The sequence below is a fragment of the Streptomyces silaceus genome, assembly GCF_001419745.1.
GTDB lineage: Bacteria > Actinomycetota > Actinomycetes > Streptomycetales > Streptomycetaceae > Streptomyces > Streptomyces silaceus.
Genome location: NZ_LIRJ01000095.1, coordinates 1 through 15077, shown reverse-complemented (window position 1 = coordinate 15077; position 15077 = coordinate 1). Strand labels below are relative to the sequence as shown.

Below are 15077 nucleotides of genomic sequence, written 5' to 3'. Positions count from 1 at the left end.
CCCCCGCCCCCAAGCCCCTGCCCGAGGAGCGGAGCCTGACGATCGCGACGGGCACCCTGTCCGCCGAGTACGTCGCGCCGCTCCAGATGGCCGTGGCGAAGGGCGAGTTCAAGAAGGAGGGCCTGGACGTCCGGCTGAAGGTGCTGCCCACGCCCGACGCGCTCCCCCTCCTCGCCAAGGGCGACATCGACGCCCAGTGGGCGGCGCCGGAGGCCGCCGTGATGAACGGCATCACCAGCGGCTTCGACATCAAGTGGACGGCCGGCAACTTCTCCCCCGACCCCAGGTCCAAGAGCGGCCTGTGGGTGAAGCTGAAGAAGGACGAGACGGCCTCCCACGTGCCGATGGCCGGCCGCAAGCTCGGCACGATGATCGGCAAGGGGTCCGTCATCGCGTACCCCATGAACAAGGCCCTGAAGAAGCACGGCGGCGGCCTCGACGAAATCCGGTTCCAGCAGCTGGGCTCGGCCGACGTGCTCACCGCCCTGCAGAACGGCGGCACCGACTCGGCCTGGCTGCTCGACCCGGTCTGGCGCAAGGTCGACGGCGACAAGCGGTACGCGTTCCTCGGCGGCCAGCCGCAGGCGGAACCGCTCGGCGGCCTCCTTTTCGGCCCGAACCTCCTGCGCAAGGACCCGGACGCGGGGGTCGCGCTGCTGCGCGCGTACATCAGGACGGTGAACACGTACTTCGCCGGCGACTACAAGGCCGACAAGGCCTTCGCGACGGAGCTCGCCAAGCTGCTCAAGACGGACGAGAAGGTCCTGCTGTCCACGCCGTCGCTGCGGATGGACTGGGAGATCCGCGCGGGCACGACGGACCGGCTCCAGGACGCGTACCGCGCGGCGGGCGTCTCGAAGGGCGACAAGGTCCCGGAGAACAAGGCCGTGGACCGCACGCTGTACGAGGAGGCGGTGGGCCACAAGCCGTGACGCGCGCCGGGTCCGGCAGGCGTCCCCGAACAACACCGAGGGCCGGGAAGCTGATGCTTCCCGGCCCTCGGCCTTCAGTAGCGGGGACAGGATTTGAACCTGCGACCTCTGGGTTATGAGCCCAGCGAGCTACCGAGCTGCTCCACCCCGCGTCGGTGAACACAACCTTACGTCAGGCTCTCGACCAGCGCAAATCGCTTCTCCCCACCCCCACGGGCACCGGTGGCGCGGCCCGGCTGTCCCGGCCGCGCACCACCGTCGTGCCCTAGGCGGAGAGCTCCTGCTGGAGCGCCTCGCGCAGCCGCCCGGCCCGCTCGGCGACCTCCGCGGGCCCCAGCTCGACCGCCCGCGCGGCCCACCGCTGTCCCTGCGCCAGCTGGCCGTGCCGCGCGTAGAGCAGCGCGAGGCGCAGCGCCGCCCGCCCGTGCCCCGCGTCGGCGGCCCGTGTCCACCACAGCGCGGCCTCCGGCTCGCTGCCCTCCCGCGCCAGCAGCAGACCGAGATTGAACGCGCCGTTCCGGCTCCCGGCCTCCGCCGCCAGGCGATACCACCGCGCGGCCTCGACCACGTCACCCCGACCCGCGGCCAGCATGCCGACCCTGACCTGGGCGCGCCGGTGGCCCTGCTGGGCGGCCCGCTCGTACCACTCCTCGCACTCGGTCTTCTCCGCGGCGGGCTCGCCGAGCACCGGCGGCCCCGCCGGGGGGCGCCGCGCGTCGAGCACCGTCCCGAGGCGGTACGCCGCCTCGGCGCTGCCTCCGCCCGCCGCGCACCGCAGATGCCGCTCGGCGTCCTGCTCGTCGCCCTCGCGCAGCCGCGCGGTGCCGACCTGGAGCGCCGCGTCGGTGTGCCCGGCGGCGGCCGCGCGCTCGTACCACCGCAGGGCGGCGGCCTCGTCGCCCCGGCTCGCGTACAGGATCCCGAGGTTGAACGCGGCGTCGACGCTGCCGGCCTCGGCGGCCTTGGAGAACCACGGCTCGGCGCCCGCCGCGTCGCCGCCCTGGAGCAGCAGCACGGCGAGCGCGTTGGCGGCCTCGCGGTGTCCGGCGTACGCGGCCCGGCGGTACCACTGGTCGGCCTGCGCGGTGCGGCCCTGCTCGGCGCAGAGCAGCCCGAGGTTGTACGCGCCGTTCACGTCGCCCGCGTCCATGGCGGCGCGGTACCAGCGCTCGGCGGTCTGGGTCTCGCCGCGCTCGGCGTGCAGCGCGCCCAGCGCGTTCGCGGCGTTGCCGTCGCCGTCCTGGGCGGCCTTGAGCCACCACACGGCGGCGCTCTCCTCGTCGCCCGCGTCCCGCAGCAGGAACCCCAGCGCGCAGGCCGCGCGGGGCTCGCCGTCCTTGGCGGAGTTGAGGTACCAGCGGCCGGCCTCCTTCAGCTCGCCGCGCCGCTCCAGGATCGCGCCGAGGTGCAGCGCGGCACGCCGGTGACCGCGCGCGGCCGCCTGGCGGTACCACTGCTCGGCCTCGTCGGCGGGGGAACGCGCCCCCTCCTCCTCGGCGTCGACGGGTGGTGCCGGGCGCTCGCCGCGCTCGGCGGTGGCGCGTCGGTCCAGCGCACGGGCGAGCCGGTACGCGGCCTCGCGGTGGCCGCGCTCGGCGGCGATCCGCATCCAGCGCTCGGCCCCGACGTCACCGCGGTGCTCAAGGAGATCGGCGAGCGCGTACGCCCCCAGCGTGTGGTCCTGTTCGGCGGACTGCCGCAGCCAGTACTCGGCGGCGGGCTCGTCGCCGCGCTCCCTGTGGTGGCGGCCCAGGGCGTGCGCGGCCGCGGCGGAACCGGCGACGGCGGCGACGCGCCACCACCCCGCGGCCTCGTCGACGTACCCGCGCTGGTGGAGGAGGACGCCCAGGTTGTTGGCCGCGGCACGGTCGCCCTCGGCGGTCGCCACGCGCAGCAGGGACTCGGCCCCGTCGAGGTCACCGCGGCGCAGCAGAAGGCTTCCCAGAACACTCATCGACGCCACGTCGCCGGCTTCGGCGGCCAGCCGGTGGCGCATCTCCTCGGCGGCCGCCCCGGGATCCTCCCGGTCGGCCGGCTGCACAAACCGCCCTGTCTCCAACAGAGTTGCCTTGTCCCCCATAACGTCCATCGTCGCACCACCTGCAACCTGGGTACATCTGGTATACCGCAGCCAGTGAGGTCACTTCAGCGTTTTGTCGACATGCCCACAGAGAGATAAGTGAAACACAGATCCCCCAACTCTCTTCCGTGCGCGCGCCGTTCACCTGGGTTGGCATAGGACACCCGCACACGACGGGACCCGTCACGCACGACGAAGGCCCGGATCCGTAAGGATCCGGGCCTTCACCTTGCAGTAGCGGGGACAGGATTTGAACCTGCGACCTCTGGGTTATGAGCCCAGCGAGCTACCGAGCTGCTCCACCCCGCGCCGTTGTGACGAAACCGTACCACGGCGCGGGAGGGAGCCTTGACCACTCGGTCAGCTGCCCTGGTCCTTGTCCTGGTCACCGCCCTTGTCGGCGTTCTTGTCGGCGTTCTTGTCGGTGCTCTTCTCGGCGGCCTTGTTCGAGGCCTCCTCGGCCCGCTCCAGCGCCTTCTGGAGGCGCTCCTGCGCCTCGCCGTAGGACTTCCAGTCGCCGTCCTTCATGGCCTTCTCGCCGTCGTCGAACGCCTTCTGGGCGTCGTCGAGCGCGGCCTTGACCGTCGGGTCGTTCGTCTTCGGCGGCTTGGTCGGCTCGTCGCCTCCCTGGTCCTCGCCCGGCGGCTTGGTACTGCCCTCGGCCCCGAAGACCTGGTTGAGGCCGTCGCTGAGCGAGTCCGCGAAGGCGGTCTCCGTGCCGTACGACACAGCGACCTTCTTCAGCAGCGGATACGCCGACTTGCGTCCCTGTACGTAGACGGGCTCGACGTAAAGGAAGCCGTCGTCCAGCGGCACCGTCAGCAGATTGCCGTAGAGGATGTCGGAGTCGGCACCCTTCATGTCGCGGACGAAGTTGCCGACCTCCGTCATGGAGTTCAGCTTGTTCTGCACCTGCTCCGGTCCGTCGACGTCGCCCCTGACTCTCAGCAGCTGCATCTTGCCGTAGTTCTCGCTTCTGGCATCGGCGTCGACCGACATGAAGGCCCTCAGATTGGGCCGCTCACTGGGGGTGAACGTCGTCGTCAGGGAGAACTGCTGCTGCGACTGGCCCGGCGCCTTCATGGACAGGTAGTACGGCGGGACCGCACTGTCGTCCTTCTTCGTCGGGTCATTGGGGACCTGCCAGGCGTCACTCGCGTTGTAGAACTGGCCGGCGTCCGTGACGTGGTACTTCGTCAGCAGCTCGCGCTGGACCTTGAACATGTCCTGCGGGTAGCGCAGGTGGTCCATCAGCCGCGGCGGGATCTCGCTCTTGTCCTTGACCGTGCCCGGGAACGCCTTCTTCCAGGTCTTCAGGACCGGGTCCTTGTCGTCCCAGGTGTAGAGCTTGACCTCACCGGTGTACGCGTCGACGGTCGCCTTCACCGAGTTGCGGATGTAGTTGACCTGGTTCTGCTGCGCGATCACCGTGCGCTGGCTGTCGGCCTGCGACAGCGAGTCCGCCGTGGAGTCGCCGAGCGTGGTCCGCGAGGCGTACGGATAGCCGTTGCTGGTGGTGTAGGCGTCCACGATCCACTGGATGCGGCCGTCGACCACCGTCGGGTAGACGTCGCCGTCGATGGTCAGCCAGGGCGCCACCGCCTCGACGCGCTCCTTGGGCGTGCGGTTGTAGAGGATCCGCGAGCCGTCGCCGATCGCGCCCGAGTACAGGATCTGCGGCTCCCCGAAGGAGACCGCGTACGCCGCGCGGTTGATCGGGTTGGAGAGGTTGACCCCGCTGTCGCCCTTGTAGCTGTAGGTCTTCTGACCGCCGCCGTCCTCTTCGTAGTCGAGCTCCTTCTGGGGCCCGCCCACGATCGAGTACTGGGTGGTCTTCTCGCCGTAGTAGATCCGCTGCTCGTACTCACCGAGGTTGCCGCTGGTCGGCAGGCCGGACTCGGTGAACGCCGGGGCGCCCTTGGAGCCCTTCTTCGTCTCCGTGCCCTTGGCGGCGACCATGCCGTAGCCGTGCGTATAGGCGAAGTGGTCGTTGATCCAGTTGCGCTTGTCGAGCTTGTTCACGTCGATCTCGCGCAGGCCGACGATGGTGTCCTGGCCGTTGTAGCGGTCCACGTCCAGCGTCTTCGGGAACTGGTAGTAGCTGCGCTCCTGCTCCAGCTGCTGGAACGTCGGCGAGACGATGTTCGGGTCGTTCAGCCGGTAGTTGGCCGCCGTGTCCGCGTTCTCTCGCTTCTGCTTGGAGTTCTCGTCGACCTTGCCGGCGCCCTTGTAGTCCTCCGCCTTCACCCCGCTGATGCCGTAGGCGTCACGGGTGGCCGCGATGTTCTTCTCGATGTAGGGCGCTTCCTTGGCCTGCTCGTTCGGCTGGACCTGGAACTTCTGGACGATCGCGGGGTAGAGCCCGCCGATGAGGATCGCCGAGAGCACCATCAGACCGAAGCCGATGACCGGCAGCTGCCAGGTGCGCCGCCACAGCGTCGCGAAGAAGAGCACGGCACAGATGACGGCGATGCAGAACAGGATCGTCTTCGCCGGCAGGTACGCGTTCGCGTCGACGTACCGCAGTCCCGTCCAGTTGCCCGTCGCCTTGAAGTCACTGGACTTCACCGCGAGGCCGTACCGGTCGAGCCAGTACGCGATGGCCTTGAGCGACACGAAGACACCGAGCAGCACCGAGAGGTGGCCGGTGGCCGCCGCGGTCGCCCGCGCGCCGGGGCTGGTGATCCGCAGCCCGCCGTACAGGTAGTGCGTCAGCGCGGCGGCGACCAGGGAGAGCACCGTGGCCGCGAAGCCGAAGCCGAGCAGGAAGCGGTACCAGGGCAGGTCGAACGCGAAGAAGGACACGTCCAGGTGGAACTGGGGGTCCTTCTGGCCGAAGGGCACGCCGTTGACCCACATCAGCCAGGTGCGCCACTGCCCCGCGGCGGACGCGCCCGCGATCAGGCCCACCAGGGCCGTGATCCCGATGAGCAGCCACTTCTTGTAGGGAGCGATGCCCATGCGGTACCGGTCGAGGCTCTGCTGCTCCATCGACATGGCACTCAGCGGCGGGCGCAGCCGGTGCGCCAGCCAGATGTTCACCCCGACCGCGGCCGCCATGAGGAGGCCGAAGACGAAGAACAGACCGATCTTGGTCCACAGGGTCGTCGTGAAGACGGAGGAGTAATTGACCGAGCGGTACCACAGCCAGTCCGTCCAGAACCCCGAGAACATGACGAAGGCCATGGCCAGGACGGCCAGCACCCCCAGTGTCATGAGCAGGGTCCGGACGCGCCGGGAGGGTCGGCCCACTCTGATCCGTGGCCCCGTCGGGCCTCCGCCGCGGTCCGGCATCTGGAAAGCCAAGGTGCGCACCTCGAAGTTCGCTGTTGATTCTCTGTTGGTCCGTCAGGCCCCCGAGATCGCGGACCCACACCTATGCAACTTACCTACGCTTTACTCGGTTCCCGTTTCTCGGGACGAACGAGGCAGGATTGTGACCATGTCCAACACTCCCATGGCAGCGAGCCCCCTCACCCGGGCCGTGCTCGAGATCGACGAGTACGTCTCCGGCCTCGGCTGGGACCGGCCCGCCCGCCTCTTCGCGCTCGTCGACACGGCGCGACTGCGTACCCAGGAACCCGGCCTCGCCTCCCAGCTCGGCCTCGACGACGGTGTGGAACACACCGGCTTCACCCCCATCGAGCAGGAGGAGATCCCCGCCGGCAAGCCGCTGGACGAGTTCCTCGGCACCATCGCCTGGCCGGACGCGGTGGCCGGCTGCGCCCTCACGGTGGAGCGCCTGATGCTGCCGCCGTCCGCCGAGACGTCCGTCCCCGAAGGCCTCAGCGACGCGCAGCTCGCGAAGTGGGTGGCCAAGCACCCGGACCGCCAGGAGGTCCGCATGACGGTCGCGGTGCTCCGTGACGGCGCCCGCGAGTCGGCGCTGCGGCTGCGCGAGAAGGACTCGCCGACCGAGGTCCTCACGGGCTCTGATCTGGTGCCCGGGCTCGCCGAGGCGCTCGCGGCGACGTTCGCGTAGCGGCACGGCGGTACGCCTTTCGATTCCGTACGCGGGTGGGGTCCACCCCGCCCGCGTACGCCCGTCCGCGTGGTGCTCCGTCAGCCCGTGGTGCACTTCGGCAGGTCGTCGGTGTCGCCCTTGCGGATCTTCTCCAGGGACTTCACGGCGTCGCCGATGGTGTTGACCTTGACGAGCGTGAGCCCGCTCGGGACGTCGCTCGCGGCGGACGCGCAGTTGTCCTTCGGCGTGAGGAAGTACTCCGCGCCCTTGGCGCGCGCGCCGACGGTCTTCATCTCGATGCCGCCGATCGGGCCGACCTTGCCCTCGTCGGTGATGGTGCCGGTGCCGGCCACGAACGTGCCGCCGGTGAGGTCCTGCGGCGTCAGCTTGTCGACGATGCCGAGCGCGAACATGAGACCGGCGCTGGGCCCGCCCACGTCGGCGAGCTTGATGTCGATCGTGAACGGGAAGGTGTGGTCGGTGCCCGCCTGGATCCCGACGATCGCGCGCTCCTTCCCGGTCTTCTCGTCCTTGGCCGCCTTCGTCGTCATCTTGACGTCCTCGGTCGCGGTCGGCTCCTTGCCCGCCTTCTCGGCGGCGGCGGCCTCCTTGACCGGGACGATCGTGAACGTGACGGGCTCCCCGGGCTCGCGCTTGGTCACCAGCTCGGCGACGTCCGTCATCTCCTTGACCCGGGTGCCGTCGACGGCCTTGATGACGTCGCCCGCGTGCAGCTTGCCCTCCGCGGGGTCGCCCTTGACGACGGTGGAGACGATGACCTGCGACTTCACGGGGAGGTCCAGCTGCCTGAGCGCGGCGACCTTGGCGCTCTCCTGGGACTGGCTGAACTCCTCGGCGTTCTCCTGGGAGGACTGCTGCTCGGTCTTGCCGTCCGGGTAGAGCGTGTCGTGCGGCACCACGATGTTGTCGTGGGCCAGCCAGCCGTAGACGGCCTCCGCGAGGTTCATGTTGTAGTCGGCGCTGGTGACCCTGACCGTCGTCATGTTGAGGTTGCCGGTCGTGGGATACGTCTTGTGCCCGGAGATCTGCAGCACGGGCTCACCGTCGTGGTCGCCGAGGGTGTTCACCGTGGGGCCGGGAGACATCTCCGAGTAGGGCACTTTGATGAGTACTCCGGCACAGAGCAGCGCGATCAGCATCAAGGTGGAGGCGAGCATCGTCCCGGTGCGGCGTGGCATGGAACGACAGTACGGGACAGACCTGTGGGCCCACCTGTGGGGCCGGTCCGTCCGGGGAACTCACGTACCGGAGGGGGACTTCTCCAGTGCCACCGGCTGGGGCCGATCCACCGCCGCGGAGTGCGACTTCTCCATCGCCTCGCGGAAGGCCGCGTAGCCGTTGAGCTCCGTGACGTCACCGGTCTTGCCGGACTTGCGGTTGCGCGCGGCCCAGCTGCCCCACAGTCCCGCACCGACGGCTGTGAGAACCGGAACCAGCAACCAGGCAAGTGATGCCATGTCGACCTCCCGACCCCATGAGCCATCGCAACTGACTGATCAGCAGATTAACCATCTGCTTGGTCAACGCTCACCGCAGGGGTCGGGTTACGCAACCGGAGCCACACGGGTCAATCGGCGCTCAGAGGTCTCGCCTTGTCCCGTCCGGCACAACGGAGGTGCTCAACAGGCACCCACCCACTCCTCCTTGCCGTCGGAGAAACGCTGGTGCTTCCAGATCGGCACCTCGTGCTTGAGGTCGTCGATCAGCTTGCGGCAGGCGTCGAAGGCCTCGGCGCGGTGCGGACAGGAGACCGCCACGACCACCGCGAGGTCGCCGACGGCGAGGTCACCGACGCGGTGCACGGCCGCCAGGGCGCGCACCGGGTACGCGGCGACGACCTTCTCGGCCACCCGGCGCATCTCGGCCTCGGCGGTGGGGTGCGTCGAGTACCCGAGCTCGTCGACGTCCGCGCCGCCGTCGTGGTTGCGCACGGTCCCCACGAAGAGCGCCGTGCCGCCCGCCGCGTCGTCGCCGACGGCCCGGAAGACCTCGTCCAGGGAGAGCGGGGTGTCGCGGATCGCGAGGAGGCGGATCGGGTCCTGGGCGGCCTGCTCGCCGGGGTGGTCCATCGTGGTGCGTGCCATGCGGCCATGGTGCCGCACGGCACGGACATCACGGAATAGACCTTTCGCCCGGCACGCGCGCGTGGCGCCTTGGAGTTCCCTACAGGGCGGTGCCTTCCGGGAGCCTCCGATCCGCGCTTCCCGGAAACCTCAGATCCGCCGCCGCGCCTTGCGCGCCCTGCGCACCACGGCCGCCGCGCCCAGCAGCGCGACCGTCGCACCGGCGGCACCCGCGGCCGTCGCGTCCTTGCGGCCGAGCCGGCGTCCGGCCACGGTCCGCCGCCCGGACACCTCCTCCAGGAGCTCCGCGAGCACTTCCTCGTTGGTCCACTGCGGCCGCCAGCCGGCGTCGTGCAGCCTGCTGACGCTGACCACCCAGGGGTACATCGTGTACGCGAGGTCACCGGCCGGGGACGGAGTGAGACCGATGCGGTGCAGCCGGGCGGCGGCGCCGAGCGCCACCGCGGAGGGCAGCTCCATGCGCCGGATCCCGCTGAGCTCCTCGACCTCCTCCTGCTCCAGCCAGCCGTCGCAGCCGACGGCCAGCTCGCCGTCGACCTTCTCCAGGACGGCGTACTCCAGGGCGCTGCACAGGTCCTCGACGTGGCAGAACTGCCAGGCGGGCCGCGAGCCGGCCACGACCAGGAGGCGCGGCGACTCGAAGTAGCGGGTCAGGGCCGTGTCCGTGCCGCCCACCAGGGTCGCGGGGCGCACCACGGTGACGTTGAGGCCGGGGTGCGCGCGGGGCGCCCGGCGGGCGAGCCGCTCGACCTCCAGGAGGTCGCCGACGCCGGTGGCCTCGGCGGTCGCGCGCAGTTCGGCGTCTTCGGAGAGGGGCAGTTCGTTGTCGGACAGCGCTCCGTAGACCATCGCCGAGGTGCACAGCACGACACGGTGCACGCCCGCGGCGGCGGCAGCGGTCAGGACGGTCTGGGTGCCGCGCACGTTGTAGGCGGTGCGGGCGGCGCCGTCGGTCTCCAGGTCGAGATCGAGCGCCAGGTGCACCACGACGTCCGCGCCGCGCAGCTTCTCGGCGATGGCCGGGTCCCGCACGTCCAGGATGTGCCACTGGGCCTGCGAGCACTCGCCGCGGCGCTCGTCGATGGCGATGACCTGCTTGATCGCCTCCGACGCGGCGAGGCGCTCGGTCAGCAGCGCGCCCACGCCAGTGGCGGCGCCGGTGACGGCGACGACGGGCCCACGGACGGGCGCCGGGGTTGAGGGGTTTCGCGCTGCGCGAACCTGTGGATCTGGGGAACTCACCGGGCGTCTCCAGCGGTTGTCTTCAGTACGTAAGCGCATGACGCGTACGTACCAGGTGGCATCCATCCTGCCGCAGGCCATGAGTCGGCGAAGCACCGAGGCCCGATCCCGTCACGGTGTCTACGCTGGGTGGTGTTGTAGCGCCGCCGCCGGAACGATACCGGCGGCCTGACGAGCCGAGGAATCCCGTGAGTGACACCCCATTCGGATTCGGCCTTCCGCCGGAGGAGCCGGAAGACGGCGACGAGGGCAAGAAGAAGGAATCCCCTGGAGGGGCCCAGGGCGGGGGACAGGGCGCCGGCGGCCCCGCGAACCCGTTCGGTTTCGGGTTCCCCGGAGCCGGCGGCCCCGGCGGCGGTGACAATCCGTTCGCCGCGATGTTCGGTTCGATGAACCCGAACGACCTGGGGGCAGCCTTCCAGCAGCTCGGCCAGATGCTCTCCTACGAGGGCGGCCCGGTGAACTGGGACATGGCCAAGGACATCGCCCGCCAGACCGTCTCGCAGGGCACGTCGGACGGCGTCAAGGACGCCAGCATCGGCCCCGCCGAGCGCTCCGCCGTCGAGGAGGCCGTGCGCCTGGCCGACCTGTGGCTGGACGACGCGACGTCGCTGCCCTCCGGGTCCGGCACCGCCGTGGCCTGGAGCCGCGCCGAGTGGGTCGAGGCGACCCTGCCGGTGTGGAAGGAGCTCGTCGACCCGGTCGCCGAGCGCGTGGGCCTGGCCATGGGCGATGTGCTGCCCGAGGAGATGCAGGCCATGGCGGGCCCGCTGATCGGCATGATGCGCTCCATGGGCGGCGCCATGTTCGGCCAGCAGATCGGCCAGGCCGTGGGCGTGCTCGCGGGCGAGGTCGTCGGCTCCACCGACATCGGCCTGCCGCTCGGCCCGTCCGGCAAGGCCGCGCTGCTCCCGGTGAACATCGAGGCCTTCGGCAAGGACCTGGGCGTCGACAAGGACGAGGTGCGGCTGTACCTGGCGCTGCGCGAGGCCGCCCACCAGCGGCTCTTCGCCCACGTCCCGTGGCTGCGCTCACACCTGTTCGGCGCCGTCGAGGGGTACGCGCGCGGGATCAAGGTCGACACCTCCAAGCTGGAGGACGTCGTCGGCCAGCTCGACCCGCAGAACCCGGAGCAGCTGCAGGAGGCCCTCCAGCAGGGCATGTTCCAGCCGGAGGACACCCCGGCCCAGAAGGCCGCCCTGGCCCGTCTGGAGACCGCTCTGGCGCTCGTCGAGGGCTGGGTGGACGCCGTGGTGCACGCCGCCGCCAAGCCGCGTCTGTCGTCGGCGGACGCCCTGCGGGAGACGCTGCGCCGCCGCCGCGCGACGGGCGGCCCCGCGGAGCAGACGTTCGCCACGCTGATCGGCCTCGAACTGCGCCCGCGCCGGCTGCGCGACGCCTCGCGCCTGTGGGCCTCGCTCACGGACGCGCGCGGTGTCGACGGCCGCGACGGCCTGTGGGAGCACCCGGACATGCTGCCGACGGCGTCCGACCTGGACGACCCGGACGGCTTCGTCCACCGCGAGCAGCTGGACTTCTCCGAGCTCGACAAGATGCTCGGCGAGGCGGCCAAGGGCGGCGAGACCAAGAGCGACGACGAGGGCGACAAGGGCACCGAGGACGGCGGCAAGTGAGCCTGTACGACGACGCCGTTCTCGTCCTCAAGGGGTACGAGGGCCAGCCCGAGCTGCGCCAGGCCTATCTGGACCACCTGTCGGAGCACGGCGAGGCCGGCATGTGGAAGCCCTGCACCGCGGGGCACGTGACGGCGAGCGCCCTGGTGGTCGACCCCTCGCGCGGGCGCGTACTGCTGACGCTGCACAAGAAGCTGCGGATGTGGCTCCAGATGGGCGGCCACTGCGAGCCGGGCGACGCGTCGCTGGCCGCGGCCGCGCTGCGCGAGGCCACCGAGGAGTCCGGTGTGCCGGGCCTGACGCTGCTCGCGGGCGGCCCCGTCCGCCTGGACCGGCACCCGATCCCGGGGCCCTGCACCCAGCACCTCGACGTGCAGTACGCCGCGCTCGCCCCGGCCGACGCGGTCGAGGCGATCAGCGACGAGTCTCTGGACCTGCGCTGGTTCGCGTACGACGAGGTGGCGGGGGTGGCGGACGAGTCGGTCGTACGCCTCGTGGAGGCGACGAGGGCACGCCTGTAGCCGCGCCTTCAGGAAGCGGCCCCCAAGAGGGGCGCGGGGAACTGCGCGACCGGCCACGGCCGGCCCGCGGTTCCCCGCGACCTGTTTGCCTGTTCTCCGAGCGGAGCGCTCAGCTCCAGACGTTGCCCTGGTTCTGCCCCCGGGCCCCTTGCTGGCCCATCCCGAACTGGGCCCTGGCGCCCTGCCCGATGGTGGCGTTCTGCGGCGGCAGCATCTCGCTGGGCTGGACGAGGGCGTAGCCCTGGCCCATGAAGCTGAGCTCCCAGCCCTCACCGGTGTTGCCGCGGCGCCGCCAGACGCCCGAGGAGTGGGTCTGGGCCTGCATCTGGACCCGCAGGCCGTTGGACCACGCGACGATCGCGTCGGCGTCCGCGTTCACGTAACGGTCCGGGGTGACCTGCATCATCAGCGGCTGGCCCGACGTCATCAGGGCGACCTTGCCGCGCCCGGTGATGTTGAGCTGGTACTTGCCGGAGCCGGAGATGCCGTACTGGCTGTCCACGGCGATGACCTGGTGGGTCAGCGACGAGTCCATGGCGAGGACGTAGCTGCTGTCCACCGTCAGGCCGTCCTGGTCGACGTCCACGACGTGGATGTACTGGGCGAGGTTGGCGAAGTAGACCGTGCCCTGGCCGTGGCAGCGCATCAGGTCCAGGCCCTCACCGGTGTGCGCGCGGGCGCGCTGGTTGCCCTGGCTCTGGTACTCGGCGTCGAACTCGATCAGCCCCTGGTAGGCGACCATGGCGCCCTTGCGGGCGAGGACGTCGTCGTGCCCCTCCAGGGCGACCCGCAGCATCTGCGGGTTCTGGACGCAGTAGCGCTCCTGGGTCTGCTGCTCTGCGTGCGCGAAAAGCGGGCTCTGCATGGTGTGTCGCTCCCCCTCAGCCCCGTGCTCGGAGTCGGTCGGTGCTGTCCTCGCTGGGCTGTACGACGACGATGCCCTCTCCGGAGAAGCCCATCTGGTAGGCCTCGCCGCTGCCGCGCCCGATGAGGGAGCCGGCCTTGAAGCTGCGCTTGCCCTTCACCTTGAGGTTCGGGGACCAGGCGATCAGGGCGTCCGGGTCGACGTACGTCTCGTCCTCGCCGCGGCCGCAGTCGACGACGATCGGGGTGCCGCGGGAGGTCAGCGCGACCCAGCCCTGGCCGGAGAGCTTGATGTTCCACAGGCCCTGTCCGGCGAACTTGGCCATGCCCTTGACCCGCTCGACGCCCCACTGGAGGGACGCGTCGAAGGCGAGCAGGTTGGTGCCGTTCACCGAGAGGGCGTCGCCGGCGAGGTTGATGACGACGACGTCCGCCCCGTAGTCGGCGAGGTAGAGCAGGCCGTCTCCGGAGCACTTCATCAGGGGTGCGCCCTCGCCGGTCATCCACTCGCGCGCGACCTGACGGACGGCGGGCGGGTTCGGCTCGTACTGCACGAACCCTTCGTAGGCGACCATCGAGCCCACGCGCGCGAAGAGGTCGTTTCCGGTCTGCATGGCCACCTTGACCATGTGGTGCCCGTGGTTCTCCATGCGGGCGGCGACAGGTGCGGGAGCAAAGCCCGCGAGCTGCTGATTCATGACGGGCTCCCTCAGACCTCGTACGGCTGGACGACGATGAAATTGCCGGGCGCGCCACGGAACTGGAGGTTCACGCTCTCCCCCGTGGAGCCCGCGTACGCGTTGCTGCGGAGCCGGACCTGGCTGGAAACGATCGCCTGGGCGGCGGCCGACCAGGCGACCACGGCGTGGCAGTCGGCGAACGTCGTCGGCGTGACCGGCAGCACGACGGGCACGCCGTGGGTCTTCACGATGATCGTGCCGGTGCCCTGGAACTGCATCACGAACAGCGCGCCGCCGGGGATGCCGTGGCCCTCGATCCTGCGGACCTCGTGCTGCAGCGTCTCGTCGAAGGCGAGGACGTTCTCCGCGGAGACGCAGATCGCGTCGCCCTGGAGCTCGATGGGGTGCAGGTGGGTGCCCTCCTCGGCGAGGAAGACCTGGCCACGGCCGGAACAGCGCATGAGCTGCATCTCCTGGCCGGTGGCGTTGCCCACGATGCGGCCCGCGAAGCCCGCGCCCTTGTAGCTGAACTCGACCTTGCCCTGGTAGAGCACCATGCTGCCCTGGCGGGCGAGGATCGGCTGGTCGGCGACGCCCAGGTCGACGCGGACCAGCTTCTCGTTCTGCTGCGTCCAGCGCTGTCCCGTGGGGGCCTCGCGGTACTTCTGGAGGGCTGCGGCCACACCGGCACCTTGGGGAGCGGCGCCCTGCGGTGCACCCTGCGGGGCCGGGGGCTGGCCGGGGAACTGCCCGCCCGGAGGCTGCTGGCCGTAACCGGGCGGCATCGGCGCGGCGGGCTGCTGGCCGTACCCCGGAGGCATCGGGGCCTGCGGCTGCTGGGCGTAACCGGGCGGCAGGGGCGCGCCCTGGCCCGGAGCCTGCTGCTGGCCGGGGACCTGGCCGAACTGCGGCTGCTGCTGCGGCGGCTGCTGGCCGTAGGGCGCGGGGGCCGGCGGGGGCGGCACGGTGCCGCCGGGCGGCTGGTGCAGCGGGGCCACGACGGTCTGCGCGGCGTGCACCGACGGGTCCGCGGGAGCGGGTGCCGGGGGCGGGGT

The 15077-nt window shown here is 70.8% G+C and carries 13 protein-coding genes and 2 tRNA genes; 4 read left to right on the top strand and 11 right to left on the bottom strand.

What is annotated here, in order from left to right; translation table 11 throughout:
* A partial coding sequence (locus AOK22_RS11135) for an ABC transporter substrate-binding protein (protein ID WP_055698433.1) occupies positions 1-932 on the top strand: 932 nt, incomplete at its 5' end.
* 78 nt (positions 933-1010) lie between these two features.
* Here the strand turns inward: AOK22_RS11135 and AOK22_RS11130 are convergent.
* The 4 genes from AOK22_RS11130 to AOK22_RS11115 all read right to left on the bottom strand — a co-directional run bounded on the left by AOK22_RS11130 (position 1011) and on the right by AOK22_RS11115 (position 6306).
* Positions 1011-1084, bottom strand: a tRNA-Met gene (locus tag AOK22_RS11130).
* Between the two features lie 113 nt (positions 1085-1197).
* Positions 1198-3021, bottom strand: coding sequence for a tetratricopeptide repeat protein (locus tag AOK22_RS11125; RefSeq protein WP_079036488.1), 1824 nt, complete (start codon positions 3019-3021; stop codon positions 1198-1200).
* Between the two features lie 226 nt (positions 3022-3247).
* Positions 3248-3321, bottom strand: a tRNA-Met gene (locus AOK22_RS11120).
* 51 nt (positions 3322-3372) lie between these two features.
* Complete coding sequence (locus AOK22_RS11115; protein WP_055698431.1) at positions 3373-6306, bottom strand: UPF0182 family membrane protein; 2934 nt, start codon at positions 6304-6306, stop codon at positions 3373-3375.
* Between the two features lie 148 nt (positions 6307-6454).
* Between AOK22_RS11115 and AOK22_RS11110 the strand changes: the two genes are divergently transcribed.
* Positions 6455-6994, top strand: coding sequence for a PPA1309 family protein (locus tag AOK22_RS11110; RefSeq protein WP_055698430.1), 540 nt, complete (start codon positions 6455-6457; stop codon positions 6992-6994).
* Positions 6995-7074: 80 nt separating this feature from the next.
* On the opposite strand, the gene AOK22_RS11105 is transcribed toward AOK22_RS11110, so the two are convergent.
* The 4 genes from AOK22_RS11105 to AOK22_RS11090 form a co-directional block, all read right to left on the bottom strand.
* Positions 7075-8175: a YlbL family protein gene (locus AOK22_RS11105; protein WP_055698429.1), complete on the bottom strand. Its 1101-nt coding sequence runs from the start codon at positions 8173-8175 to the stop codon at positions 7075-7077.
* 60 nt (positions 8176-8235) lie between these two features.
* Positions 8236-8454 carry a hypothetical protein gene (locus AOK22_RS11100; protein ID WP_055698428.1) on the bottom strand — a complete coding sequence of 73 codons (219 nt, stop codon included), beginning with the start codon at positions 8452-8454 and terminating at the stop codon, positions 8236-8238.
* Positions 8455-8616: 162 nt separating this feature from the next.
* The gene (locus AOK22_RS11095; RefSeq protein WP_055698427.1) at positions 8617-9081 is read right to left on the bottom strand and encodes a molybdenum cofactor biosynthesis protein MoaE; all 465 of its coding nucleotides are present in this window, start codon (positions 9079-9081) and stop codon (positions 8617-8619) included.
* Positions 9082-9210: 129 nt separating this feature from the next.
* Positions 9211-10323 (bottom strand): SDR family oxidoreductase, encoded by a 1113-nt coding sequence (locus AOK22_RS11090; RefSeq protein ID WP_055698426.1) that lies wholly within the window; start codon positions 10321-10323, stop codon positions 9211-9213.
* 188 nt (positions 10324-10511) lie between these two features.
* On the opposite strand from AOK22_RS11090, the gene AOK22_RS11085 reads away from it, so the two are divergent.
* Entirely contained in the window at positions 10512-11957 is a 1446-nt protein-coding gene (locus AOK22_RS11085; protein ID WP_055698425.1) for a zinc-dependent metalloprotease, read from the top strand.
* On the top strand, positions 11954-12478 hold the full coding sequence (locus AOK22_RS11080) for an NUDIX hydrolase (RefSeq protein WP_055698424.1): 525 nt from the start codon (positions 11954-11956) through the stop codon (positions 12476-12478). The genes AOK22_RS11085 and AOK22_RS11080 overlap by 4 nt, the downstream gene beginning before the upstream one ends.
* A gap of 109 nt (positions 12479-12587) precedes the next feature.
* On the opposite strand, the gene AOK22_RS11075 is transcribed toward AOK22_RS11080, so the two are convergent.
* From AOK22_RS11075 to AOK22_RS11065, 3 genes are all read right to left on the bottom strand, one after another.
* Positions 12588-13343 carry an AIM24 family protein gene (locus tag AOK22_RS11075; protein WP_055698423.1) on the bottom strand — a complete coding sequence of 252 codons (756 nt, stop codon included), beginning with the start codon at positions 13341-13343 and terminating at the stop codon, positions 12588-12590.
* 16 nt (positions 13344-13359) lie between these two features.
* Positions 13360-14040 carry an AIM24 family protein gene (locus tag AOK22_RS11070; protein WP_055698422.1) on the bottom strand — a complete coding sequence of 227 codons (681 nt, stop codon included), beginning with the start codon at positions 14038-14040 and terminating at the stop codon, positions 13360-13362.
* A gap of 11 nt (positions 14041-14051) precedes the next feature.
* Positions 14052-15077, bottom strand: a 1026-nt coding sequence (locus AOK22_RS11065) for an AIM24 family protein (RefSeq protein WP_244164732.1), incomplete at its 5' end; no start/stop codon positions are given.

What these genes read in the sequence shown, in the direction of transcription:
- AOK22_RS11105 (WP_055698429.1), bottom strand. Translation starts at nt 8,175, where the DNA reads ATGCCACGCCGCACCGGGACGATGCTCGCCTCCACCTTGATGCTGATC.
- AOK22_RS11125 (WP_079036488.1), bottom strand. Translation starts at nt 3,021, where the DNA reads ATGGACGTTATGGGGGACAAGGCAACTCTGTTGGAGACAGGGCGGTTT.
- AOK22_RS11075 (WP_055698423.1), bottom strand. Translation starts at nt 13,343, where the DNA reads ATGCAGAGCCCGCTTTTCGCGCACGCAGAGCAGCAGACCCAGGAGCGC.
- AOK22_RS11095 (WP_055698427.1), bottom strand. Translation starts at nt 9,081, where the DNA reads ATGGCACGCACCACGATGGACCACCCCGGCGAGCAGGCCGCCCAGGAC.
- AOK22_RS11100 (WP_055698428.1), bottom strand. Translation starts at nt 8,454, where the DNA reads ATGGCATCACTTGCCTGGTTGCTGGTTCCGGTTCTCACAGCCGTCGGT.
- AOK22_RS11070 (WP_055698422.1), bottom strand. Translation starts at nt 14,040, where the DNA reads ATGAATCAGCAGCTCGCGGGCTTTGCTCCCGCACCTGTCGCCGCCCGC.
- AOK22_RS11115 (WP_055698431.1), bottom strand. Translation starts at nt 6,306, where the DNA reads ATGCCGGACCGCGGCGGAGGCCCGACGGGGCCACGGATCAGAGTGGGC.
- AOK22_RS11110 (WP_055698430.1), top strand. Translation starts at nt 6,455, where the DNA reads ATGTCCAACACTCCCATGGCAGCGAGCCCCCTCACCCGGGCCGTGCTC.